A 24479-nucleotide genomic window follows, 5' to 3' on the forward strand; every position below is an offset into this window, starting at 1 on the left:
CCCATTGATTTTAACAAAGAAAACACCACCAAAAGCTAGTATTGTACTAGATACTTATTGGAAATTTGCAGCTGAAAGACAACAGATCTTCTATAATAGAATAAAGAATAAAGATGTTTTGACACTTGATCCTATTCTACTTAAACATAAATTTACCAATGTTTACCGAGCCTCAGATAGAGTAAGTCAATACCTTATCAATAACATCATCTACAAAGGAGATACTGAGCCTAGTGAAATTTTATTTAGGATACTGCTCTTTAAAATATTCAACAAGATTGAAACATGGGAGCTCTTTAAGCATGAGTTTGGAGAAGTAAGCTGGAGAGACTATTCATTTAAGAACTACAATAGGGTGCTGCATGAAGCTTTAAGAGCTAAAGAATCTATTTATTCCGGTGCTTATATTATGGCCTCCGGTAAAAGTACTTTTGGATTTGATAAAAAGCATGAAAATCATTTAAAGGTTATTGAGCAAATGTTATCATCAGGACTAACAGATAAAATTCAATCAGCAAACTCCCTAAAGTCTGTTTATGAGCTTTTATTAGGATTTCCTACAATTGGTACATTTCTGGCCTACCAGTATGCAATCGATTTGAATTATAGTGAGCTCATAGATTTTAGCGAAATGGATTTTGTCAAAGCCGGTCCTGGTGCCAGGGATGGTATAAAAAAATGCTTCATCGATACAGGTGACTATTCAGAGGAAGATATTATCCGATACGTTACAGATAAACAACACGCAGAGTTTGAACGGCTAGGAATTGAATTTGAATCTTTGTGGGGGAGATCCCTGCAGCTAATTGATTGCCAAAATCTTTTCTGCGAAACGGATAAATATGCCAGGATTGCGCATCCAGATATTACTGGCCTTTCCGAGAGAAAAAGAATAAAACAGATCTATAGAAAATCTAAACAAGAGATAGAATATGGATATCCGCCTAAGTGGGGGATAGATACCCATATGATTTAAATATTCCTTCATATCAGACAGCCTCCCTAAACTTTAAATCACTTGCTTTCGGAGTAAATGGCAAAAAAACGACCGAGAAACTCAGGCTATATTTACGTTGCCATTCCAGCGCAACGAATGCTTTCTACAGCCAGAATTTTATCCAATAGATGTAGTCAAACTTCGAAACGGTGATTTGCCATTTCCGACACATAAACCTAAAAGTAAATCTTTATAAAGAGACTAATTATTGGCTGCCATGTAATCTATCAAAGAAATTGATGATAAATAAAAGCCTAAGCCGGATTTTCAAAAAAGTACCCTAGAAAAACGAAAGGGAAGAACAGCCTAAGCTATTCTCCCCAATTCTAATTTAACGCTCTCTGTAGCAAATCAAACAAATTTTTACTTCAAAAGCAATAGTTACTCACTAAAAAATATAATATATTGATTATCAGTTGCTTTATTTGTTTTTATCAGGAAGGTAAGTCTTTTTGTTGATAATTATCAACGCTAAGTTGTCAACAGCAGGATAAATGATACATATGGATAGGGTATTGATATAGACCACCATCTAATTTTGCGATTGCTAAATTAATATCATCATGACCGCTATCATCGCCCAACATTACACTAAAGAACTCATTGGAAAAATAAACCTCGAATGGCCTGAAGCAATCGATTCCTCAAGGATAATAAACAGCAATCTCGTATTCCTGGAAGTATCAATAGACATTGATAAAAGTATCTTTCTGAGCAGTCTGATGCCAAAACTTGGTGCACTAGTGGATTTCAATCACCCATTGGACTTATTCTTTCAAGATAGCGAAGGGGAAACTATACACCATCTTCAGTTTAATTGCTCTCCAATTCAAATAAGCGCTTAGCGCCATAAATAATTTCAAATATCAGAATGCTTCACCACAGCGATTGGTTTCGATAAGCGCAAATAAGCTTTAGCTACATTCAATTTTTATAACCAAGATTCTTAATACAAAAGTCTATTTTGCTTACTGTTTTAATTTGGTGCAATTATCACATTCAAATAATGAGATAAAGAGCCGTCTTATAAAATTAAAATATCAATTAAATAATTGGAAGCATATCGCAAACGGAGTACACCAATTAAATCAATACCTGTGAAGCCTGAGTAACAAGTAATACCCGGTCTCCTCCTTTAATAGGCAAATACCCTTGATCAAAACAGAAAGAATAAATTTCGCCATCCCTGGTTTTGTAATAACTTGTTATGAAATGAAAGTTAAACTTTAATCTCTCTAACACCTGACGGGGAACAGTTGTAGACTGCGAGTGATTAAGCTTCTTTAAAATTTTATAATTAGATAATAGAACACGCGGTATTTCTTTTAGAAAATAAGGCTCATCTACAGAAGCCTCATGTCGTTTTCTATTATTGAAAGTCGTTCTGCAGTAATCATCACAGAACCGCTTATCAATTCTTCCAAGTAACGCAATGCCACACTGGAGACAACTTTTTGATGCAGTCAATTTTTCTTCATACATAACTTTATGGTTATATACTAATTTAAGAATTTTTTGATAATTGTGAAAAGGCCAAAATATCACAAGAACAAAGATTATCCGATTTTAATCGTTTAAAACCGTTTATTTTCCGAATCATATTAAGCCTGCAATCGAATTTTGGTTTAACAAAATCACAATATCATGCAAAACAGAACAATAGCAGCCGAAAGCTTTTCGTCAGGAAAAAGAAACTTCTTTTTAGATTTCAAAATTGCAAAGAACAAAACAGACTACATTTCAATCGCCCGTAGCGACGAACAGGCGGATGGAAGTTATCGAAGAAAATCTATTATCATATTTCAGGAAGATTTTGAATTTATGATATCTGCTTTCTCATCACTCTTCCATGTCGCAGCCTATGCAAAAGAAGGTGAGAAATCAGTACTTAATCTTTTTGAAGAACGCAAAGCGGATAAAGATGCCAAAGGTATTAAAGCCATGCAACCGGAAATGCGACCAAGGGAAAAATTTCTGAAATATGGACCAGGTATTTTAAGCGATGCAGAGTTAATCGCCATGCTCATCGGTTCAGGGACACCTGAAGTTACAGCCGTAGATCTTGCCCAGAAAATCCTCGATGCAAACCAGAAAGACCTGCGCAAAATAAGCAAGCTATCGCATAAAGAACTCGCAAAATTCTTAGGTATGGGATTGGCAAAATCCAGCGCCATTCTCGCTGCCATGGAACTTGGCAAACGTGTATTTAGCCTTGAGGCACCGTTTAGGTTTATCAAAGGGAAAAAACCAACAGCAGTATTCAAATAAGATCAATCAAAAATTGAAAATAATAACAACCGGTTTTAAGAAATCCCAAACCTTAAAATCGGTTGTTTTTTTATAGTTACGATTCAATGAGTAGATATATCATCAACCCCTCGAGTTAAGCTTCTTTAAAATCAATAACCAGATAAATCCGGCGATAGCGAAACCAATGAAAGGATTTTTCATAGTGGTGCTGGCAAGCAGAGCACCCGAGCTGATAAAACAGCCAAAGGCAAGTAATAGGAAAGTTCTCATAACGAATGGGTATCAGCTAATTATAAACTCAATATACGCTAATCAAAATTAGATTGCAGATATTTTTAGTAATAAAGCCTTTTAAATCAGTGTATTATTAATGTTAAAATCTTGAGTCAAAAAATAAATTCATAAAATATTTTTCATTTTCTCCAATAATCATACAACTTAGTTTTAGAATGTAGTAAAGCTCGTGCTGGTACATTTCATTTTCAAAGGGAAGTTCCCTAGGTGGTTATTTTTTGCAGGTCCCACTGGTTCTGGGACCTGCTATTTATCCATTATGATTTAAGTTAATTTGATGAAAATGGGCAGCGTGACGGATGAAGCAAAACCCATTTTTTCAATTTCTTTCAATCCTACCTAAATTAGTGAGAACAACAATGAAATCAATGAACATAAAATATTTAAGGATAATTTTCATCCTAAGCCTGTTACTAATTACATCAGCGGCCTTACAGGCACAGGATTTCCCCTCATCCGCAAAATGGATATGCAGAAACGAAGACAAGGCTGATACACAAGCTCCGTTTTTTAGGAAAAGCTTCAGCAGCAGTAAATCCGTAAAAACAGCAATACTTAAAATCAGCGGACTTGGTTTCTATGATTTAAGCTTAAATGGAAAGACGCTAAACCAAACTACTATAGAACAAGGTATAACCAAATACGATAGCCGTATCCTCTTCCAAACCTATGATGTTACAAAAGCTATTCAAAAAGGACACAATGCCATCGCCGTAGAACTCGGAAATGGATGGTACAACATGCAAAGCCTTACCATCTGGAATTTCGATAAAATCAGCTGGCGCAAGTCCCCACGATTACTATTAAGCCTAGAAATCGAATACAGCAACGGTGAAAAGCATAACATAAGCACCGATGAAAGCTGGAAAACAAACACAGGCCCATCACGCTTCAACTCCATGCACGTTGGAGAAATCTACGATGCAAGAAAAGAATTGCCAGGATGGAATAAACCAGCATACGATGATAACAGCTGGCAAAATGCAAAGCTGGCTATCAATCCCGGAGGAAAACTCGAAGAAAATAGCCAGCCCAACGTAGCGGTAATCAAAACAATAAAACCAAAATCGCTCAAAGCGCTATCATCCCAACAATACATTTTTGATATGGGCGAAAATTTTTCCGGAGTACCCAGAATCAAAGTTAGGGGAAAGGCCGGGGACACCGTTAAAATAACGAGCGACGAATTGCTAAATTCAGATGGAACATTAAACACCGTGCAAAACAGCGGACAGATGATAGGAGAGCCCAGCGACCCTGGATTCCAAACCGATATTTACATACTTAAAGGCAAGGGGGAAGAAACATTTACACCAAGGTTCAGCTACCATGGCTTTCAATACGTAGAGCTTGCTGTTTCCAAAGGCATAAAAATAACAAAGAACAGCTTGCAAGGCCTTTTCTACAGCACAGACTTCAGACCAGTCGGAAGCTTTAAAAGCAGCGATGAAATGCTTAACAAACTTTACGCAGCCGCCATACAGTCTTACAGGAGTAATTTCATAGGAATCCCAACAGACTGCCCACAGAGAGAAAAAATGGGCTGGCTTGCCGACGCACATTTTGGCGCTGAGCTAGGCCTATGGAACTTTGATAGCTACAGCGGCTACCGCGCATACCTCAGAGACATCCGCGACGTTCAGAACAGTGAAGGCAAGCTGCCAGGAATTGCCCCGACTAGCGGCATTGGTTTTTCATGGATAGACCCCGAAGACCGGGACTTTGGCCCTAACTGGGGCTCAGCATTACCACTGATTACCTGGTCAGCATACAGAAGAGAAGGAGATATCAAATTACTAAAAGAAAACTACCCAGCTATAAAATCCTACCTTGAATACCTAATTCAAAGAGCAGAGAAAACAGGTAGCCTTTACACTACTGGTATAGCAGACTGGCAGGCAATCGAGCAAACACCAAAAACCTTTACCTCCACAGCCATGTACTATCAAAATCTGCTAATTGCCGAGAAAATAGCCAATCTTGTCGGCGCGCAAACCGATGCCACTAGATTTAACCAACTCGCCAAAAAAACAAAAAATGCTTTCAATAATACTTTCTTTAGCAACGCAGAAAGCGGCTATAAAATAAAGACAGTAACGGCACTCAGCGCAGCGCTCTACTATAAACTCTACCCAAAAGGCGCAGAGAAAACCATTGCCTCAGATTTATATGAGCTCATAAAAAAGAAACAATACAAGATAGACTTCGGCATTTTCGGAACCAAATATGTCCTTCGCGCCCTAAGCGATAACGGTTATGTAAACACCGCATACAAACTCCTTACCAATTCAAAATCCGGCTGGGCTGAATGGATAGCAGGTGGTTCTACAACATTATGGGAAGAATGGCCAGGGACCACCTCCCGAAACCATGTTTATTCAGGCGATTATGCCGCATGGTTCTTTGAATACCTAGGCGGCATTAAAATCGCAGACCATAAACCTGGATTCAGTCAGTTCAATATCCAACCTGTTTTTCCGGAAGATTTAAAAGAGATAACAGTTGAACACAAAGTAAAACAGGGCACAATAAAAGTCCATTGGAAAAGGGCAGATAATAAAATTATCGTAGACATCAATATCCCAGAAAACACAACAGCCAGCTTTATAAACGAAGGAACACGGCCGCTCAAAACAGGACTCAACAGAATCATTATCTCGAAGCGATAATAAAAGCAGAAGAACAACACACAACATAAAACACAGAAATGAAACTACAGTCAAAACTTTTATCAACCCTAGCACTCGCTGCAGTGCTATCATCCAGCGCATTTTCACAGTCAAAAATCGAAATTCCAAAGGATACCAAATTCCTGGAATCGGGTGTTTGCGAAAATCAGCAGATGACAGGCACTTGCTGGTCCTTTTCAGGCATGGCCTTCTTCCAGGCAGAGCTTAACCGAATGGGGAAATTCAAAGACTTAAATTTGAGCGAAATGTTCGTAGTCCGTAATATCTACCCATTAAAAGGGGAGAACTACGTGCGCATGCATGGCAAAGCTAATTTCGGAGAAGGCGGCGAGTTTACAGATGACCTGCTTTGCCTAAGGCAGTTTGGTCTGGTTCCACAGTCAGCTTATAGCGGCTTACAAGGTCTAAATTATAACCATGAGAAAATGGTCAAAAAACTGGATTCTATTGTCACCACTGCAGCTAAATCAAATGGAACGCTAGACACAAAATGGAAAACAGAGTTCAATAAAACCTTAAGCCAAAGCTTGGGCGATACCCCGGAAACCTTCAGCTATGAAGGCAAAACATACAGCCCAAAAAGCTTTGCTGAAGCCACAGGCCTAAAAGCAAATGATTATGTGATGATAAGCTCTTTTACCCACCATCCATATTATCAAAAGCATGTATTGGAAGTTCCTGACAACTGGAATTGGGAGCAGGTCTATAATGTACCATTAGCGGAAATCACCGAGATTGCAAAATCAGCAGTAGAAAAAGGTTTTCCGGTTGCATGGGGAGCAGACGTGACAGGAACATTTAATGCACATTTACCATTGCAACAGCTGCAAATCAAAGATGGAAAGGAATTGGAAGTGAGTCCTGAAATGCGCCAGCAGAGTTTTGACAACTACGAAACCCAGGATGATCATGCCATGCTCATCGTTGGCCTTGCGAAAGATAACTCAGGAAAAGAATTCTTCAAAGTGAAAAATTCCTGGGGAACAGGAATAGCCGCAGGCGAGTATTTCTACGCCTCATTTCCATATGTATCGATGATGACTACCTGCATCATGGTACATAAAGACGCCCTTCCAAAAGCATTGAAAAAGAAACTAAATATTTCCTAACCATTTAACCATTAAGGTGATTCATACTCAAACAGAAACCATATGTCACTATCCTCAAAATTCTTCTTTTCGGTAACATACCTAAACTGCTGCCTTGGATTATCATCATTATTTGCCCAGGTAAATCAGGATGGCCCTTACATCCAGCGAAAAGAACAAAATATAGAAGTCGTTCAGGTCACCAACAACCAAGCGATAATAAAGACGCTCAAAGAAAGCGATCCAATTGAAGTCAGCTTTTACCATAAACCTGAGCTAAACTTCAAATTCAAGCTACATCCAATCCAAGTCCAACCTACAGAATTCAAAGTGCCCGATAAAATTTTCGCCCTTTCTGATATCGAAGGAGAATTTGAGGATTTCAGAAACCTACTAATCAACAATAAGATAATTGATAAAGACTACAACTGGACATTCGGAAATGGTCACATGGTAATCTGCGGAGATTTATTTGATAGGGGGGAAGATGTACTGCCGTCAATCTGGTTACTTTATAAATTAGAAGAAGAAGCCAAAAAACAAGGAGGCTATCTACACGTTATTTTAGGAAACCACGACATCATGAATATGTCCGGAGACCTACGTTACCTAAGCCCAAAATATATAGCCTCGGCAAAGTTAATCGGCACAGATTACCTTAGCCAGCTTAGTGAAAAGACAGAACTCGGCGCCTGGTTACGCTCCAAAAATGCAATCGAAAAAATCGGTGACCGACTATTTCTGCATGCAGGGATATCTCCAGCACTTGCTAAAAAAGGCAAAAGCCTAGATGAAATCAACAGCACATGCAGAAAAGCATATGGAAAGTCTAGAGAATCGCTTAGCGAAGAGGAAAACTTCCTTATCGGCTCTATGGGTCCGTTCTGGTACAGAGGATATTTTATGCAACCTCAAACCGAAGAAACAGCAATTGATGATATATTAAAAACATTCAATGCTAAACAAATCCTTGTCGGACATACTATATTGGAAAGTAACATAGGATTTTATTATAATAAAAAAGTCGTTGGCCTTGATGTCAATCATCATAGAGGCGTATTATCAGGGATGTTTATCAAGGACAATAAATGCATAGTGTTTGACAAAGATGGAACATCTAAAGAACTGAACTAGTTATCTATCAATAAAGTTAATGAATTATTTACTAACGATATTGATGTTTAGGTTAATAATCGGTACCTTTCGAGTAACAATGCCCTGCACGCCTCTGTCTCATGCGCAACTTGCGGGGCTTTTTTATGCCAGCTATTTTTTACGATTTAGTGAAAACCGCCTGAAAGTAAATATGCTTCAATTGCTAATGGAAGATAAACAAAATCCTTCAGCATTTAGTTCGCTAGAATTGACTAGGTGCATTTGCTGTGAAGTTACCAACTTTTAATTTAACCAGATAAGCTATGGAAAATGGAATAAATTCGAAAACAGAAGAGAATCAAATTGTAAAACTCAATTTTGAACTCAGTTTCCATCTCCCTATTTCTGGCGAAAAAACTTCGGTGCACATTATGCCAGATTTTGCCACATTCAAGTATAGGTTTGTGCACGAAATAAAACAGACTGGCGATGAATTAAATCCAGAGGTGACTACTACCACAATAATGATGGAATATATTTATCAAAGAGAACTGTTGAGCGAAAGAAGTGAGATTGCAAGCGGAGCATTTATGAACTGCTTGATTTTCATGAACAACTATATTGATGCATATCGTTTGGCTAATAATGTTCCATATATCAAAAATTTTAACCTATTAGACCTTCCCCCAGTAATAACAATTAGTACAGAAAAAGAGGAATATGCATACATGTTACCTCAATTCTCAACAATTGGATCTACTGAAGGTTCAATGGATATGGCCACAGCTGCAGTTGAGAAGTTTGTCACATGGAGAATGCATAGGCCTCTGGAAATCATCGATCGCTTTCATAGTAAGGCTATTCATCATTTTTATACTGAAGAATTCGTTTTTGCTATTGTTGAACTTCAGACATCATTCGAATCCTATATTCGGCTATGTCAGCACATTATTCTCGATAGTCAGGGAATTGCTGAGAATGAAATCGAGATCAAGCTTAATATGCCTTTACGCAATACTATAGAACACCTGATTTCAAAAGGACTCAAAGAAAATTTAGGTTTTGATACCAATCCAATCATATCGAAGTGGTTTAACACACTTTATAAGTTGCGAAATCAAATTGTTCACAATGGAATGAGTTATATCCTCGGTGACCAGGCATACGAAGCCTACGATGCTTACCAGGATTGCATTAATTACTTATCGGATCTAATGGTGCGAGAAAAGTTGATACCAGAGGATAAAATGATAAGGATTGCCAATCTTAATAAAAACATTAAGGAGAACCATAACGAGCAGGCTACAATCGATAAATTAAAAGAGAGAGGTTTTTTTGCGTTTTTGGCCGATTATAATGATTCGGAACAATCATCCGATTAGTCATTTATATGATAACCTTTACTCAATGCTACTGTTCTTATACTAGTTCTCCATAATTGAATTGGCAAATTGTTATCATGCGCCCATTTTTATTTCGGAACAATAGCAAAAATGAGCTAAAAAAACTGAAATCAGGCCAACCCTCGTCACCAAATCCCAAGAATCCCCAAATTCGCAGAGAATTAACCCTTTCATTTAATAACAAATAAGGATCCCATAAAGCTTTTCTCTCAAATTGTAGGCCGGGATCCTTATCTCATTTCCCTCTATGAAACTATTCACATTATTCGAAAAAACTTTCGCAGAAGAACCCATTATCATATCAGCACCGGGCCGAATTAACCTAATCGGAGAACATACAGATTATAACCTTGGTTTATCCCTACCAGCAGCCATAGACAAAAATTTCAACATCGCCATATCAAAACAAAAAGACAACGAAATCCACCTGCATTCCAATGCATTTGAGGCTTATGTAACCGACCTTTTCAACAACCAACCACAGTATGGCAAATGGCATACCTATATCCAGGGTGTAGTCCATATGATAAGCAAACGATACAGGATCAAAGGATTTAACATGTACGTTTGCGGAAATATACCATCAGGCGCCGGACTATCCTCATCTGCCGCTTTATGCTGCGGAGCTGCCCTCGCCATATCAGAATGTTTTGAGCTTAATATCCCAAAGAAGGAACTCGCCATAATTGCGCAGGGTTCCGAACATAAATTCGCAGGTGTTCAGTGCGGTCTCATGGACCAGATCGCCAGCATTTATGGCAGCGCAGATACCTTCCTTAAAATAGATTTCAATACACTAAATATTCAACCAATCCTGTCCAAGCTGAAAGGCCACGAGCTAATCCTCCTAGATACGGGAGTTAAACACCAGCTCGCATCCACAGAATACAATACCCGTAGAGAAGAATGCCAGCGGGCATTGAAACTACTTAAAGAAAATTTCAAAGAAATCGAAAATTTACAACAGGCCACTATCGAACACCTCTACTCAGTTTTGCTAACAGACACCACAGCCTATACAAGAGCAAAATTCGTAATAGAAGAAAACCAGCGGGTAATTACAGCAGTCCAATGCCTTGAAAGTAAAGACTACAGCCAACTCGGGCAGCTCCTGAATAGCAGCCACGAGGGACTTTCAAAGCAATACAAAGTAAGCTGCCCAGAATTAGACTCACTTCAAAGCATTGCCATCAAATACAAATCCATCTTAGGCGCCCGCATAATGGGAGGAGGCTTTGGAGGCTGCACCATAAACCTAATTAAGAAATCCATAACCAGCGATGCCACAATCGAAAAGGTAAGGGCAGAGTATGAGAAAATCTATGGGTTCAAACCCCAATGCATAAAAGTTAAAATAAGCCAGGGTGCCAGAGTGCTCGATTACAAAGAAAAAGTTGAAGTCAATATTCCCTCACCAGAGCTTAACATAGCCTAAAGACCAAATGCAAGAAATCAGATAAAGACAAAAGCCGGCATCCACCGGCTTTTCCTTTTAACTAATCATTACTAACGGGTTAACTACACCCTTACTAAACTTAACTATTTCTGTTTATGAGCTCAAATATCCAAGAAAACATCCGCTCCGTCGAAGACTGTCCACACTTTGGTTAAATTACCTTATAAAAGCATAACCAGCAGAACAAAATTCTGCTTAAAATACATAGGACTAGCATCCGCCAGCCCTATGATCCTATGAAATGTTTCACGCTAAGTGTTCAGCGGATACTAAGATGATTATTAGTTGAGGTGAATCAGAAATACAGGAATAAAAACAGTTAAATTAACTGCAGATCTGGATTTCGTGCAAACAATATTATGACCTAGGTCACGCTATTCGGTTATACAGATATCGTGAGTTTTAAGAATGATTTTTTTTTAGCATATTGCAATAATCATAAAATACGCTCTATGTCTAATATCAATTATATATCCCTCGGGGTATTGCACTGCCTTTTTTCTCCTCAGAAATCAGTTCGATGTACGAAAGAAATCCAAACTACCCAAGCGATTTCGAATCTCAAAAATACGTTCAACTTACACCAGAGACTATAAATTAACAAATTCTTAGGATGTAGTTAGACATCTTGAATAACAAAAGTTGTTTATCGAAGTTTAGGAATTTTGAATGGATTGTAACGGAAATAACCTGTGAAATGCTGAAAATCCACAGTCCCATTGCTGTAGAAGGCATTATGGGAAATATTACAAGTGATCTCAATTTTAGTATAAAATTTTAATTAACGCAAATATGGAATTAATTATTTACGCTGCCTTAGGGTGTTTACTAGGGATATTTCTTGGACTTTTGATTTCGAAGTTGAGGCATCAAAAATCTGTCCAGTTTGAAAAGGACCAGGGCAGAGATAGATTCACTACGCTCGAGATGGAATTTGTTAGCTATAAATCAACAGCAGAGCTTCGAACGATTACTTTGGAAAATAGTTTAAAAGAGAGGGATGCAGAGATTGCAGCACTTAAGGACTCCGATGTTAGTAAAGAGGCAATCCTTCAGGGGTTTCGGGATCAAATCTCGATTGCTAATGCAAATCTTACTTCAGCGAGCAGAACGATTGAAGAAAAAAAGGAAAGCTATGAGGCATTAGTCTTGGCTAAAGAGAATGTTGATAAGTCATTCCATGAAAATCAGAAGCTTTTGGCTACAGCAAGAGCGGAAAATGATTCGCTATCAAATATCTTAAAAGAGCTTAATGATTTTAAAACATCACTCAAATTCACTCAAAATCAGCTATCCGAGACCGAGAGCAAATTGGCAGTATCAGAGGCTGATAGCAAATCGAATCTTAAAAGAATAACCGATCTTGAATCTCTGAATGCAGAATTGAAAGAAGGGCAGTCAACATTTCTCAATGTAAGCGAAAAACTAGCAAATTCCACAGCGGAAAATAAATCATTGAGAGAGAATCTGGAAGTACAGAAGACCGAAATTGAAGCACTTGGAAAAAAATTCACGCTTGAATTTGAAAATATTGCAAATAAAATTTTAGACAATAAGACAGAAAAATTCACCAAACTTAACAGCGATAATCTTAAAAATATCCTTGAGCCACTTGGACAGAATATTACTGATTTTAAGAAGCAGGTTGATGAAGTGTACAAAGCTGAATCAAAAGAAAGATTTTCACTTGGCGAGCGGGTAAAGGAATTATCTGAACTGAATAAAGTGATTAGTGAGGAGGCGAATAACTTAACTAAAGCTCTAAAAGGTGAAAGCAAGACCCAAGGCCGTTGGGGGGAGATGATTCTTGAGAGTATACTTGAGCGTTCTGGTCTGGTGAAGAATCGTGAGTATTTCATGGAGCATGAATTGATGGATAATGATGGGCGACCTTTAAAATCAGATTCAGAGGGCAAGAAGATGCGCCCTGATGCAGTTATAAAATATCCAGATAATCGTAATGTAATCATAGACTCGAAAGTATCATTAAACGCCTTTACGCGTATGATTGGAGCAAGTGATGTGGAGGTTCAGAAGGCAGAACTCATCTCACACGTCGCAGCTATAAAAAGCCATATCAGCACTTTAAGTCTAAAAGGATATGATGATTATAATAAATCGCTTGATTTTGTAATGCTATTTGTACCCAGCGAACCGGCCTATATTGCAGCGATGCAGCATGACCCTGATCTGTGGAATTTTGCTTATGACAAAAGGATCCTCTTGTTAAGCCCCACAAATTTGATTACTTCATTGAAATTGATAGTGGATTTATGGAAAAGAGATTATCAAAATCAGAATGCCGCACTTATTGCGGCGAGAGGAGCAAAATTGTACGATAAGTTTTACCATTTTGTAAAAAATCTTGAAGACGTCGGAAACCATTTAAACAAAGCCCATGGAAAATATGGTGTGGCTTTTAACCAGTTGACAATCGGGCCAGATAATTTGGTTGCACAGGCGACCAAACTCAAAAACTTAGGACTTAAGACGAAACATAGCTTAGCTGAAAGTTTAGTTGAAAATGCAATTATTGACAATGAAGATTAAATCTAATGACTCTTAAAGAAACCCAAAAAGAAACAGAAAAAGAGGGCATTAATAAAAATAAAATTTAATTAACAAAATGAAGATATCATTATACACAACTTTGGGATTTTGTTTACTAATGGCTGCAGGTTGTAAATTCGGAGATTCCAAGCCCAAACCAGATCAAGGCGAGATGCAGAGTGAATTTGTACCACAAAGCCCCGCGCCAGCACCAGTCGCATCAGCGTATGTACCTGAGAGAGAGAAAACACAGGAAGAGATTCTAAGAGAGGAAGGATGGGTTGGGCAAAATTTTTCGAATGGCGTTATGCCTGACTGCTATAATTACTCACCGAGCTACGGAAGCATAGAAAATGAGCTACAAGTTAGCGTAGGAGGCGGAACTGATGTGGTGATAAAAGTGATGTCTACCTTCAGCAATCAATGCGTAAGGTATGTGTATATCAATAGTGGAGCAGTTTATTCCATTAGAAATATACCAGAAGGTGAATATTACCTTAAAATCGCTTATGGAAAAAATTGGGTATCTAAGACCTCAGGAAGGCAATGCCTGGGTAAGTTTACATCAGGTGCACTTTATCAGAAAGGCGAAGAGATACTCGATTTTAATAAACAATTTACTGTCGATGGCTATCAAATACAGAATTATCGTTTAAGCTTGGACGTACAGTCTGGGAGAGCTGATAACAGTTTTAACTCGAACAGCATATCCGAAGATGACTTTAATAATTAGACGCTTATTTACTTAAGTGAAAAAAGTGCAGAAACAAAACAGCTAGGAACTTCGAGTTAAAAACACTAGCTTTTGCCGACAAAAAAAAACTGAATCATGCTATTTGTAAATAGGCATTTTCAAAACAAAATAAATTGCCAAAGGAGAAAATAAGATATTAGAACATGAGATTTCAAGCTGGTTTTATTCTCGACGGTATATCAGAAATCATCGATGAGCGCTTCAAAGAGGAGAGTTTTTTCAATGATACATCTTCTGATCCCAAAATCAACAGAATTAAAGGTTTATTGAAGTCAATATCCTGTTTCAATATAGATGTCGCTAGGGATTTCGATATAAACTACAGCGATATACATCCAGTTCTGGCAACCATAAACAATATTCTGACAAGAGGACTGCCAACAAGGGCTCCGTTAATGCTCGAGGAATTATTTGTAGAGCTAGGTTTAAATATAAGTAAAGGCAAAAAGTCCGAATACCGCTATCATCTGGCTGAGAACATAGTTGAATACCAAGAGATCTATGAACTTTTACATCTCATCAAGCCTGGATATGATATACCGAGATCAGAGTATGGTGGGCAAATAGATTCTAACCTAGAATGGCGTTTTATTGAAAAACATCCGGTTTTTAAACAAATTTTACAAAGTCAAAGAGAATTCCATACGCTGAATGAAAGCGTAAAAGGAAATCGTCGTTTTGATTTCACCTACACGATTCCTTACTTCTTTTACTCTGAGAAAAATGATCGTTATGAGCAAAAGACCATAGTCTACGAGGTTGACGGCAGTCATCATTTGCTGAAAGAATATGTACTTTACGATACCATTAGAGATGAATTGGTCAAAGAAGTCAATGCGGATATCATTCGGTTCTCGAGTTTTGAAATTGATAGGAATATCAAAAATATTGCGGATGAATTTGATAGAGAGATTTTTAATGTTTTCTCCGCTAATTTCAGCAGAGATATTCAGCAAGATTTAAAGAAATATTACCTGGTTCTATTACCTTTTGTTATTGCCCGTATACAGAAAGCACTACTTGAGATTTTTATACGCAGAAAGTCTTTAAATGATCTTTCTGTTATTCGTATAGCAGCCGTAGAGCGTGATTTGCCAGGCGCAGCTATCGCGCTGGCAGATTTGGAAAATATGTTCAGCAATTTGAATGCGCTAGTCGATCCCGATGACCGGTTTAATTTACCTGAGATGAGGCTTGTACTGATTCAGCAGGAACAGTGGATATTAGACGAGCGGGTTAATTTGGGTTATGAGACTATAGCTTTTGCCGATTTCCATCCCCATGAATATGATTTCGTAATAGACCATTCTATTTTGCTACGAGAAGGAATCGTAAAGAATCAATATCATGATCTAGAAAATTATTTTACAATAACAAGCAGTCATTATATTGATACAACAATAGCAGCATCTAGAATAGTCTACTGTTCACAGTCTTTGAAATATCGGCCGTTAGTTAGCAGAAATGACGATACATCCTATTCAAATATAGAGGAACTCACTGGGCCTATCACATACTTTTTGCAGCAAATTTTCAGGAAAAAAGAGTTTAGAGAAGGTCAGCTACCAATTATTTCAAGAGCATTACAAAAACTACCAGTTATTGGACTACTACCAACTGGTGGAGGAAAATCGCTTACCTTTCAAATCCCAGCATTCCTACAGCCGAGCTTAACGATCGTTGTAGACCCGATAAAATCACTAATGGAAGATCAAGTCAGGGTACTAAGGGAAAATTGGATTGATAGTGCAAAATATGCAAATTCCTCCCTGACAAATGCACAGAAGAACCGAAATATTGTTGACTTCCTACTGGCCGGCAGCCAGTTTCTGTTTGTTTCCCCTGAGAGATTTGTAATCGAAGAGTTCAGAAATAAAATTAGTAAAATCGATTATTACGGCCTGGGACAAAGTATTGGCTATTGCGTGATAGACGAGGTACATTGCGTATCAGAGTGGGGTCATGACTTTAGGTATGATTACCTGATGCTCGGCGAGAACGCCCAGACCTTTGCGAAAAGCAAAGACGGCAGAGTGAGTTTAATTGGACTTACAGCCACAGCCTCTTTCGATGTACTTGCCGATATCGAAAGGGAATTGAAGATAGATAGTGACGAAGTTTCTGAAGCTATTATTATGATTGAAAATACGGTTCGTCCGGAGCTTTTTTTTCGGGTTGTAGACGTAACAAATATCGCTGACCGTTCAAATCCGCTTCTCGCAGAGCTAAATAATTTTGAGCAGACCTACAGTTATTATAATAGTGCCGAATTGCTCGAGCAATCCCAGAGACATCATTTTACTAATTTTGATGAAAGAGATTTTTGTAAGAAAGATGAGGGCGGAAAAATCATCAAAAAGGATCAGCGCCTTATCTTTGAATATAACCCCGGGATGCTTCAGGAGAAACTCAAACCAAACTTTTCGTCGGTCATATTTTGCGCCATAAAAGGAGAAATGCAGAACGAGCAGGGGGGCTATTACAATAATAAAGGAGTTAAATACATTCATAATGCCTTAACTACCCATCGAAAATCTGCAGGCTACTATTTCGGTTCCGATCTGGAGAAGGAAAAAGTAGCCATCCAGGAGAGTTTTATCGGATTTACAACAGGGAAAATAGATCATATGGTCTGCACGAAGGCTTTTGGAATGGGTATCGATAAAGAAGATATTCGTGCAACATTCCACGTCAATTACTCTAGCTCACTTGAAAGCCTCGTCCAAGAGTGTGGAAGAGGAGGGCGTGATAAAAAAGTTGCAGTGGCAACGATATTGGCCAGTAACCGCACCTATTGCGTTTTCGATATCATCCGAATAAAGGATATCGACCGTGCGAAAAATAATATTTTCACACCCTTTGAAATTGTTATCATCACATATAGCCTGGTACAGTATAAAAACGAAAGCGATAGATATGTTGCCCGCGAGTTTAAGAGTAGCGAAGAGGCCTTGAAATTCGCACTTAGCATTGAGTATAGCTTTACCGCAAAGAATGGAAAACAGTTCACGCTGAGCCCAGATAAAGTTGTCCAGATGCATAAACTCCTTGTTGAAAATATTGATACAATTCTACAATTCAAATCCGAAGACCGAGACATTCATGACTTTTTCTACAATATGAATTACAAGGGAATGGACTTTGAACATTCCCATGCTTTTAATCTTTTCTACAAGGCCGAGTTTGAGAAAAATGATTATGAACAGCTTAGCCTCAAAGAGGAATTTGAGAACGCGAAGGCTACCGAATTCACATATCACTTAAAATTCTCCAATAACTATGGAAATCAGCATCTCGATATCGTGAGGCAATATTTGAACTTAAATCTTCTGGCAAATCAGCTGAAAAAAAGTTCGCAGGATATTCTTATCGGCATTGATAATGTCTTCAAATACGCTACAAATCTTGATGAGTTCTGGTTTAAGATGGATGGCGATCGCTATGTGGTCTATTCTACTTTAGATGAAAAGATAAAAAAGCAGCTTGAAAAGGCTTTTTTGAGAAACAGAGGAGATATTGAGACAGGGAGAATGATTTACCGGCTCCATTCCGTTGGTTTTCTGAAGTCCTACACCAAGGATTACAATAAAAAAATATATACATGCGTCTTCAATAAGTATAATTCCATCAACGAATACCTGCTAGCCTTAGAAAAATTTCTTCGGAGATACCAGTCAGAGCAAACGGTTAAGAGCAGCCTTTCGGAAATCGAATCTAGGTTACACCATCAGCCCAGTAGGCTAGTAGATGATATCATCCATTTACTCTGGTATATTGCAGAGTTTTCTTATCTGGAGATCGCAACAAAAAGAAAAAGGGCAACTACGGAAATCAAAGGAATTCTTGAAAGCATTCTTGCAGATGAGAAAGGCCTAACCGAATTTGAAAAAAACATTTATCTTAAAGAAGAAATTTACTACTATTTTAACGCAAAGTATGCCCGCCCCGCATATTTCGAAAACGATATGGAATGCTCGTTACTCGACGATTACAAGAGGTATCAGAGTGGGACAAAAAACCCTGAAGATTTACTTTTTAAATTTTTGGATAAAGAGCTGCTTAAAAGAGGCACAGAGCAAAATAATTACAAGCATTTAATCGGCTCTTGTAAAAAAATTCTTTTCTCACTTACAGAGGCAGACCTTCAGAAAGATTGGGTATTAAGGCTGCTAAATGCATTCGCATTATATTCATCAAATAATATATCCTATCGCAGCGATGCAAATAAGATTGTTGAGATTGGCTTTCACAAGCTTTTTGAGGATGATTATTACCACTCGGGGAATTATAATCATATCCAAAATATTTTCACCAGTTATTTTGAAAGCCTAGTAGAAAACCTAGATCATGATAATCAGGTGATGATGGATATCGACCTTATAAAAAACAAAATCTTACAAAGCCTGCAACTCAAAGCAGTTGAGGATTTATTAAATAAATTTTACCACCAAGAAGCCTAATTATGAGCAAATATAATACGAAAGAAATCCTAGACTCTTCATTAGAAAATGTTTTGGCCCTTAAGGCCCAGCTAGAGAGAATAGATAAAATGCGCGCTGATGTTGCTGAGGTGCTTAAAAGTGGTAAAGTAATTCAAGAAAAATTTTCAGGGCTTGGTACTGAAATCGTGGAGAAATCCTCCTCCTTTTTAGAGGCTAACGCGAGTTTACTTAAAGGAGAAATCCTGTCATTTGAAGATAAATTAGATAACTTGGACACAAAGATTGCCGAGTTGAATAACCTTGATCTCAAGACTGTATTCGAAATCGCGAATGAATCATTTATGAGCTCCCTCGACAGCCAATTCGACGATAGATTTACAGATCTTAAAAACCTTTACACAGAGTTTGCAGATAAGATAAATAAGCTTGATAGTAAAATTGAAAAATTAGATAATCTAGACTTGAAATCAGCTTTTAAAGACGCAAATGACGCCTTCTCAGATAGCCTCAATAAGCTTTTCGATACAAGATTCAAAAATCTACAAAGCCTTTATAAAGAGTTTGAGAAACTCGGAGATAACTTCAGAACCGAAATCACTAAGTTAAAGTCTATAGATCTTGAAGAGCACTTCTTTAAGCACGATAAAAAGCTTTCAGATATCTTTTCTTCCCTAAACAGCATGAATGGTACGTTGCTTTCACTCAATGATCACCTAATTAAGACACAATCAACCCTGTCAAACTTGCAAAAAGATTTCTTGGAGGCAACTGAAAATTTGGAGAAACAAATGAGTTCAAAATTGGATAACTTATCAAATAGCTTGGAGCGTAAAATAGATTTAATGGGTAACAGAATAAATCTTTTAGTCACACTATCTATTGGAGCAGTTTGCCTAGGCTTAATATCCCTACTCATTTCATTAAAATCTATATTTTAGCGAAGGCATCGATTGCAATCATTCCGAAGTGAAGCAAAATCAGTCTAAGCTATTTTGTAAACAATTAGAGCAAAAATAAATGAGATGGAAGGTGTAAGCCCTCCGTCTTTTACTTTACAGCAAAATTTTTATAAAAAAATAGGTTCAAAATCGGAACAATTTTCAGATTTTGTGAATAATAAATTATCTTTTCTGAAAACTTAATGACCTGCCTATCATCCTTTTATAATTCACAATTGCCGCCGCCTTTCAAACTGGAAATTCTATTATTGACCACGTTTTATCATTAGTCTTTATTGCTTCTTATAACTAATCTTTCTTATCACACTGACCTCGCTTGAATAACTTTTTTCGATTAAAAGACGAACTCAAAGGCTAATTAAAAATACTTAATTTTAAGTATTTTTAATCGGAATACTTAGCTTTAACTTGCATAAGCCAAACATAAAAATAACGCAATCTCATTCTCAAATTTCCGATCCATAGTTTTCCTGGTACCAGGTTTGGCAAGTTGGAATGCCCTTTGGAATTTACAGTAGCCAAGGGCTGTGCAGACGATTAATCCTCTTTATTAATCATCCATAGATATGCCCTATTTTGACTTTCATATTCATCTGACATTAAAGTCGATGTTCGCTGCAGGAACACAAAAAATAAGCCTCTGGAAAACTATTGGCACGAGTAAAATCAACTGCTGTGTCCACTTGTGCAACAACTTTAGCCCTATTTTAATATCGCAGTCTAATCTGCAATCTGTAAGCTCGGATTCTCCACGAATTTTAATAGAACGCCAATGAAGAAATATCCTATAAAACTACATAACCCTTTACGCCTTAAGCGCAGCTAAGCTAAAAACTCATTATCTAAAAAATAAACATACTAAATATGACCTGCTCAGATCAATCCCTAAAGTATCTAAAAGAATTTGGCTACAATGTAGTCCGCCTACCAAGGGCCGATATCCAGCCCCTGCAACTGTTCATGAAAAAAGGAAAAATCCTTGAACCTATTGGCGAATTAGCCGATTTACTTATCAGCGGCGGAAATATCTCCCTTCCATCCGTAAAAGTTAATGAACCTACAGCAAATATCTCCGGCCAGCGTACAGGCAACTTAGATGCGGGGGTAGGGCTTAGCATCCTCTCAAATCTAATCGGCGCAATGGGTGGCGGTAAAATTGGCCTTGAGGCGCAATATAATAAGGCCTCCAAAATCGTATTTCAGTTCGAAGACGTACTTACCGATTCGGTACCAATCATCCAGCTCGATAAATTTTTAACCGATGCCGGGCCCGATCCTTTCTCCAAACACATCCTTAAACTGCTCAATGATGGAGAAATTTACATCATCAGCTCGGTTATAAAAAGCCGTAAATTTTCAACCGAAGCCCAAGATAGCAAAGGCGCAAAACTTAACATCGACGCTACTGCAGTAAAGGAAATCTTGGGGCCAAAGGTAGGCGTGAACGCCTCATCATCCGGCACGTCGGCAATAAGCTTTGAAGGATCTACCGAACTGGTATTTGGCTTCAAAGCCATTCAATTAATCTATGAAGAAGGTAAATACCTGGCTTTTAAACCAGTTAAAGATGGCGGATTGGCAGCAAACCTAGACGGAACCGAATCACAAAAACCAGAGCCTGCACTACTCCTAAATAATCAAATGGTTGACTACCTGCCCGCTGGCGCCACAAGACACAGCGAAAGGCAGACCCTGCACTTCGATGCCGATAGCCTAGATAAGGTTATAATTGCAAAACCACTCCAAGAGCAGATGACCAAACAACCCGGCTCATCGATAAAGGTGATAATTGATTTAAATTTCAACTATCCCCTGGGAAGAGATAATGCAAAAGAAAAGATCATAAAGCTAATTGACACCCTTTCCGATGATAAAAAAAACGCGAGCCTTGGGCAGATACGCGTCTTTCGAAATAAAACAGAGTACAGTGCTCAGTATGTCTTTGCCTTACTACCTGCTGCGCTCATAACGGTTCTAATATCTGCAGATGCCGAAGACGCCCCAGCAGCTATTTATAAAATATGGCCCGATTTCGAGGTCACAGCCCAAACGGTTAAATCCATTTCAACAATAAAGGCAGATGCAGCGAGATCTTCTTTTTCCGCCTTCGGGGAATACATAAGCTGGGCAGTAGCAGACTCGGGGATTGATTTCGAACATATCCATTTCAAAATGCATGAGAATAAAGACCCACACGAACATTACCATAAAGATATGGTGGATGATCTAGATCCATTTTTGGATGAATTCGGACATGGTACCCATGTTGCAGGCATCATAGCAGGAGAGGTCGCCCCAGTTAAAACAAGCAAAAAAGAAAAAAATGGAAAGACATCCATAACCTACAAACCGGATATCCAGGCGCTCATCAGCATGAAAAACAGCAACGATAGAACCGTCTATGAATCACAGCAGCTTGATAAAATATCCGGCATCGCACCAAAATGCAAGTTGGTCAGCATAAAAGTCCTCAATAGCGAGGGAAAAGGAGATGCCAGTGCACTTATTGCTGCTATCGGCCATATCCAAAAAATAAACAACTACGGGCGCGACATCAAGATACATGGCTTGAACTTAAGCCTAGGTTATGTGTTTGAACCCGAGTGGTTTGCCTGCGGACAATCCCCGCTCTGCGTAGAAGTCAACCGCCTGGTCAAATCAGGCGTTGTCGTTGTCGCAGCAGCAGGCAATACCGGATACGGATTCGTATCCACAGCATTCAACAACCGGATGGCAATGGGTATTCCTTTAAGCATCAACGACCCAGGTAACGCAGAACTCGCAATTACTGTCGGCTCCACACATCGCGACATGCCACATACTTTTGGAATATCCTATTTCTCATCCAAAGGACCTACTGGAGATGGCAGGCTCAAGCCCGATATGGTTGCCCCAGGAGAAAAAATCATTTCCTGCACCTCTGCACCCAAGCGCCAGGCACTTATCGCCGAAGGGCACCTAGGCGATTTTCAGTACATGCAGGATAGCGGAACCAGTATGGCAGCCCCACATGTATCAGGCGCCATCGCAGCCTTTCTATCCATCCGAAGGGAATATATCGGACAGCCAGAACAGGTCAAAGAGATTTTCAACAACACCGCCACAGACCTCAAACGAGACCGCTACTTCCAGGGAAACGGCTTAATTGACTTAATGCGTGCCATCCAATCTATATAAAAATGGAAACAATAGACTTATTACTACTCGAATTTGATAAAGACGCAAAGCTTGTCCATCCGGACCAGTTAATAGCGCTAAAAACATCCCTTAACACAGGCAACTTCACTGACCTTCTCGTCCTGTCCCACGGATGGAACAACAATGATAATGAAGCCAAATCTTTGTACAATCGCCTGCTCCGCCTAAGCGAAAAAGAAATCGCCTCAAGGCCAGCCTCAGGAAAAAAGTTTCTTGCCCTAGGCGTCATCTGGCCATCCAAAAAATTCGGAGACCCAGATACAAGTAACTCAAACACAGCCGGCGGCGCAGCATCCACAACCAGCACATCTGGAAATACCGAACTTGCAAAACAGGCAAACAGCCTATCCGATATAGCCCAGACACCTGCCACAGCTAAACAGCTTACAGAAATAGCAAAGCTTATCTCCGCCAACGCAAAAGCCCCGCGCCTCGCAGAAGCTTTTACCGACCTCTTTGAAACCTTTAAGAACGGAGATACTAAACCAAAAGAGAATGAAGAAAAGTTTCCAGATTTCACGGTGCCTGAAATCCAGGCCATGCTAACCGATAGTGGTTATTGGGACGACGGTCTTCCACCTGCAGACACAGGCGGCAGTGTCAGCCTTCCTCCACCAGGCTACGGCTATTCCATGTCACTTTTCTCAGGTATCAAAGATAGCATGCAGAACCTGCTCAACCTTACAACCTATTACATGATGAAAGACCGTTCAGGTCTGGTCGGACGAAAAGGCCTCAATCCAGTGCTCGCAAAACTTATTAAAGCTTACCCAACCCTTAAAATTCACCTGGTTGGCCATAGCTTTGGCGCGCGCCTGGTGAGTTCCGCAATATTAGGTGAAGAGATAGCAAACCAGATAAAAGTAGATTCGCTATCCCTGCTCCAAGCCGCATTCTCCCATTATGCTTTTGCCAAAGAATATAAAAGAAGCTTAGATGGGCTTTTCCGCCCTGTGGTAGCTAAACAGCTTGTCAAAGGCGCTTTCATTATTACCCATAGTAGAAAAGATAAGGCAGTAGGAATTGCCTATGCTGTGGCTTCAAGGCTCGCTCGCCAAATCGCCAGTGGTATAGGAGGTAAAAACGATCCATATGGTGGGCTCGGCGGCAATGGCGCACAGGTTACCCCAGAAGTCGAACAGCTAAAACTTAATGCTGCAAACAAGCCATACAGCTTTAAGCCAGGAAAAGTTTACAACCTCGAATCTGATGAATTCATTTTCGGGCATTCAGAAATATCAGTCGCAGAGGTTAGCAACGCCCTAGTTAGTGCTTTCGGCATTCAGAAATCCTAAATAAACGA

General features: G+C 38.9%; 14 protein-coding genes. 13 read left to right on the forward strand and 1 reads right to left on the reverse strand.

The features are described from left to right. Window positions 1-4: 4 nt before the first annotated feature. A complete protein-coding gene (locus tag R2Q16_RS15830) occupies window positions 5-976 on the forward strand; it encodes a nucleotide kinase domain-containing protein (protein WP_316738349.1) in 972 nt (323 codons plus the stop codon). 1104 nt (window positions 977-2080) lie between these two features. Here R2Q16_RS15830 and R2Q16_RS15835 read toward each other — a convergent pair. Continuing rightward, window positions 2081-2479, reverse strand: a complete 399-nt coding sequence (locus R2Q16_RS15835; RefSeq protein WP_316738351.1) for a hypothetical protein — start codon at window positions 2477-2479, stop codon at window positions 2081-2083. A gap of 162 nt (window positions 2480-2641) precedes the next feature. On the opposite strand from R2Q16_RS15835, the gene R2Q16_RS15840 reads away from it, so the two are divergent. The 12 genes from R2Q16_RS15840 (at window position 2642) to R2Q16_RS15895 (ending at window position 24471) form a co-directional block, all read left to right on the forward strand. Then, window positions 2642-3265: a UPF0758 domain-containing protein gene (locus tag R2Q16_RS15840; protein ID WP_316738353.1), complete on the forward strand. Its 624-nt coding sequence runs from the start codon at window positions 2642-2644 to the stop codon at window positions 3263-3265. Between the two features lie 644 nt (window positions 3266-3909). Beyond that, a complete protein-coding gene (locus tag R2Q16_RS15845; RefSeq protein ID WP_316738355.1) occupies window positions 3910-6210 on the forward strand; it encodes a family 78 glycoside hydrolase catalytic domain in 2301 nt (766 codons plus the stop codon). A 38-nt stretch (window positions 6211-6248) separates the two neighbouring features. Beyond that, window positions 6249-7340: a C1 family peptidase gene (locus tag R2Q16_RS15850; RefSeq protein ID WP_316738356.1), complete on the forward strand. Its 1092-nt coding sequence runs from the start codon at window positions 6249-6251 to the stop codon at window positions 7338-7340. Between the two features lie 42 nt (window positions 7341-7382). Beyond that, window positions 7383-8453, forward strand: coding sequence for a metallophosphoesterase (locus R2Q16_RS15855; protein ID WP_316738359.1), 1071 nt, complete (start codon window positions 7383-7385; stop codon window positions 8451-8453). A gap of 284 nt (window positions 8454-8737) precedes the next feature. Continuing rightward, entirely contained in the window at window positions 8738-9796 is a 1059-nt protein-coding gene (locus R2Q16_RS15860) for a HEPN domain-containing protein (RefSeq protein ID WP_316738360.1), read from the forward strand. Window positions 9797-10064: 268 nt separating this feature from the next. After that, the gene (gene galK, locus R2Q16_RS15865; RefSeq protein WP_316738361.1) at window positions 10065-11252 is read left to right on the forward strand and encodes a galactokinase; all 1188 of its coding nucleotides are present in this window, start codon (window positions 10065-10067) and stop codon (window positions 11250-11252) included. An 813-nt stretch (window positions 11253-12065) separates the two neighbouring features. Next, window positions 12066-13823 (forward strand): DNA recombination protein RmuC, encoded by a 1758-nt coding sequence (gene rmuC / locus R2Q16_RS15870; RefSeq protein ID WP_316738363.1) that lies wholly within the window; start codon window positions 12066-12068, stop codon window positions 13821-13823. Window positions 13824-13995: 172 nt separating this feature from the next. After that, entirely contained in the window at window positions 13996-14556 is a 561-nt protein-coding gene (locus R2Q16_RS15875) for a hypothetical protein (protein WP_316738364.1), read from the forward strand. Between the two features lie 164 nt (window positions 14557-14720). Beyond that, window positions 14721-19037, forward strand: a complete 4317-nt coding sequence (locus R2Q16_RS15880; protein ID WP_316738367.1) for a DEAD/DEAH box helicase — start codon at window positions 14721-14723, stop codon at window positions 19035-19037. A 2-nt stretch (window positions 19038-19039) separates the two neighbouring features. After that, on the forward strand, window positions 19040-19957 hold the full coding sequence (locus tag R2Q16_RS15885; protein ID WP_316738368.1) for a hypothetical protein: 918 nt from the start codon (window positions 19040-19042) through the stop codon (window positions 19955-19957). Window positions 19958-20842: 885 nt separating this feature from the next. Next, on the forward strand, window positions 20843-23155 hold the full coding sequence (locus R2Q16_RS15890) for a S8 family peptidase (protein WP_316738369.1): 2313 nt from the start codon (window positions 20843-20845) through the stop codon (window positions 23153-23155). 2 nt (window positions 23156-23157) lie between these two features. Continuing rightward, window positions 23158-24471 carry a hypothetical protein gene (locus tag R2Q16_RS15895; RefSeq protein ID WP_316738370.1) on the forward strand — a complete coding sequence of 438 codons (1314 nt, stop codon included), beginning with the start codon at window positions 23158-23160 and terminating at the stop codon, window positions 24469-24471. Window positions 24472-24479 lie beyond the last annotated feature (8 nt).

This window comes from Pedobacter aquatilis (genome assembly GCF_032678425.1).
Taxonomy (GTDB): Bacteria; Bacteroidota; Bacteroidia; order Sphingobacteriales; family Sphingobacteriaceae; genus Pedobacter; species Pedobacter aquatilis_B.

Excerpts from the sequence above, each read along its gene's own strand:
- R2Q16_RS15895 (WP_316738370.1), top strand. The coding sequence starts at position 23,158 with ATGGAAACAATAGACTTATTACTACTCGAATTTGATAAAGACGCAAAG.
- R2Q16_RS15860 (WP_316738360.1), top strand. The coding sequence starts at position 8,738 with ATGGAAAATGGAATAAATTCGAAAACAGAAGAGAATCAAATTGTAAAA.
- galK (WP_316738361.1), top strand. The coding sequence starts at position 10,065 with ATGAAACTATTCACATTATTCGAAAAAACTTTCGCAGAAGAACCCATT.
- R2Q16_RS15880 (WP_316738367.1), top strand. The coding sequence starts at position 14,721 with ATGAGATTTCAAGCTGGTTTTATTCTCGACGGTATATCAGAAATCATC.
- R2Q16_RS15840 (WP_316738353.1), top strand. The coding sequence starts at position 2,642 with ATGCAAAACAGAACAATAGCAGCCGAAAGCTTTTCGTCAGGAAAAAGA.
- R2Q16_RS15885 (WP_316738368.1), top strand. The coding sequence starts at position 19,040 with ATGAGCAAATATAATACGAAAGAAATCCTAGACTCTTCATTAGAAAAT.
- R2Q16_RS15835 (WP_316738351.1), bottom strand. The coding sequence starts at position 2,479 with ATGTATGAAGAAAAATTGACTGCATCAAAAAGTTGTCTCCAGTGTGGC.
- R2Q16_RS15845 (WP_316738355.1), top strand. The coding sequence starts at position 3,910 with ATGAACATAAAATATTTAAGGATAATTTTCATCCTAAGCCTGTTACTA.
- R2Q16_RS15855 (WP_316738359.1), top strand. The coding sequence starts at position 7,383 with ATGTCACTATCCTCAAAATTCTTCTTTTCGGTAACATACCTAAACTGC.
- R2Q16_RS15875 (WP_316738364.1), top strand. The coding sequence starts at position 13,996 with ATGCAGAGTGAATTTGTACCACAAAGCCCCGCGCCAGCACCAGTCGCA.
- rmuC (WP_316738363.1), top strand. The coding sequence starts at position 12,066 with ATGGAATTAATTATTTACGCTGCCTTAGGGTGTTTACTAGGGATATTT.
- R2Q16_RS15850 (WP_316738356.1), top strand. The coding sequence starts at position 6,249 with ATGAAACTACAGTCAAAACTTTTATCAACCCTAGCACTCGCTGCAGTG.
- R2Q16_RS15890 (WP_316738369.1), top strand. The coding sequence starts at position 20,843 with ATGACCTGCTCAGATCAATCCCTAAAGTATCTAAAAGAATTTGGCTAC.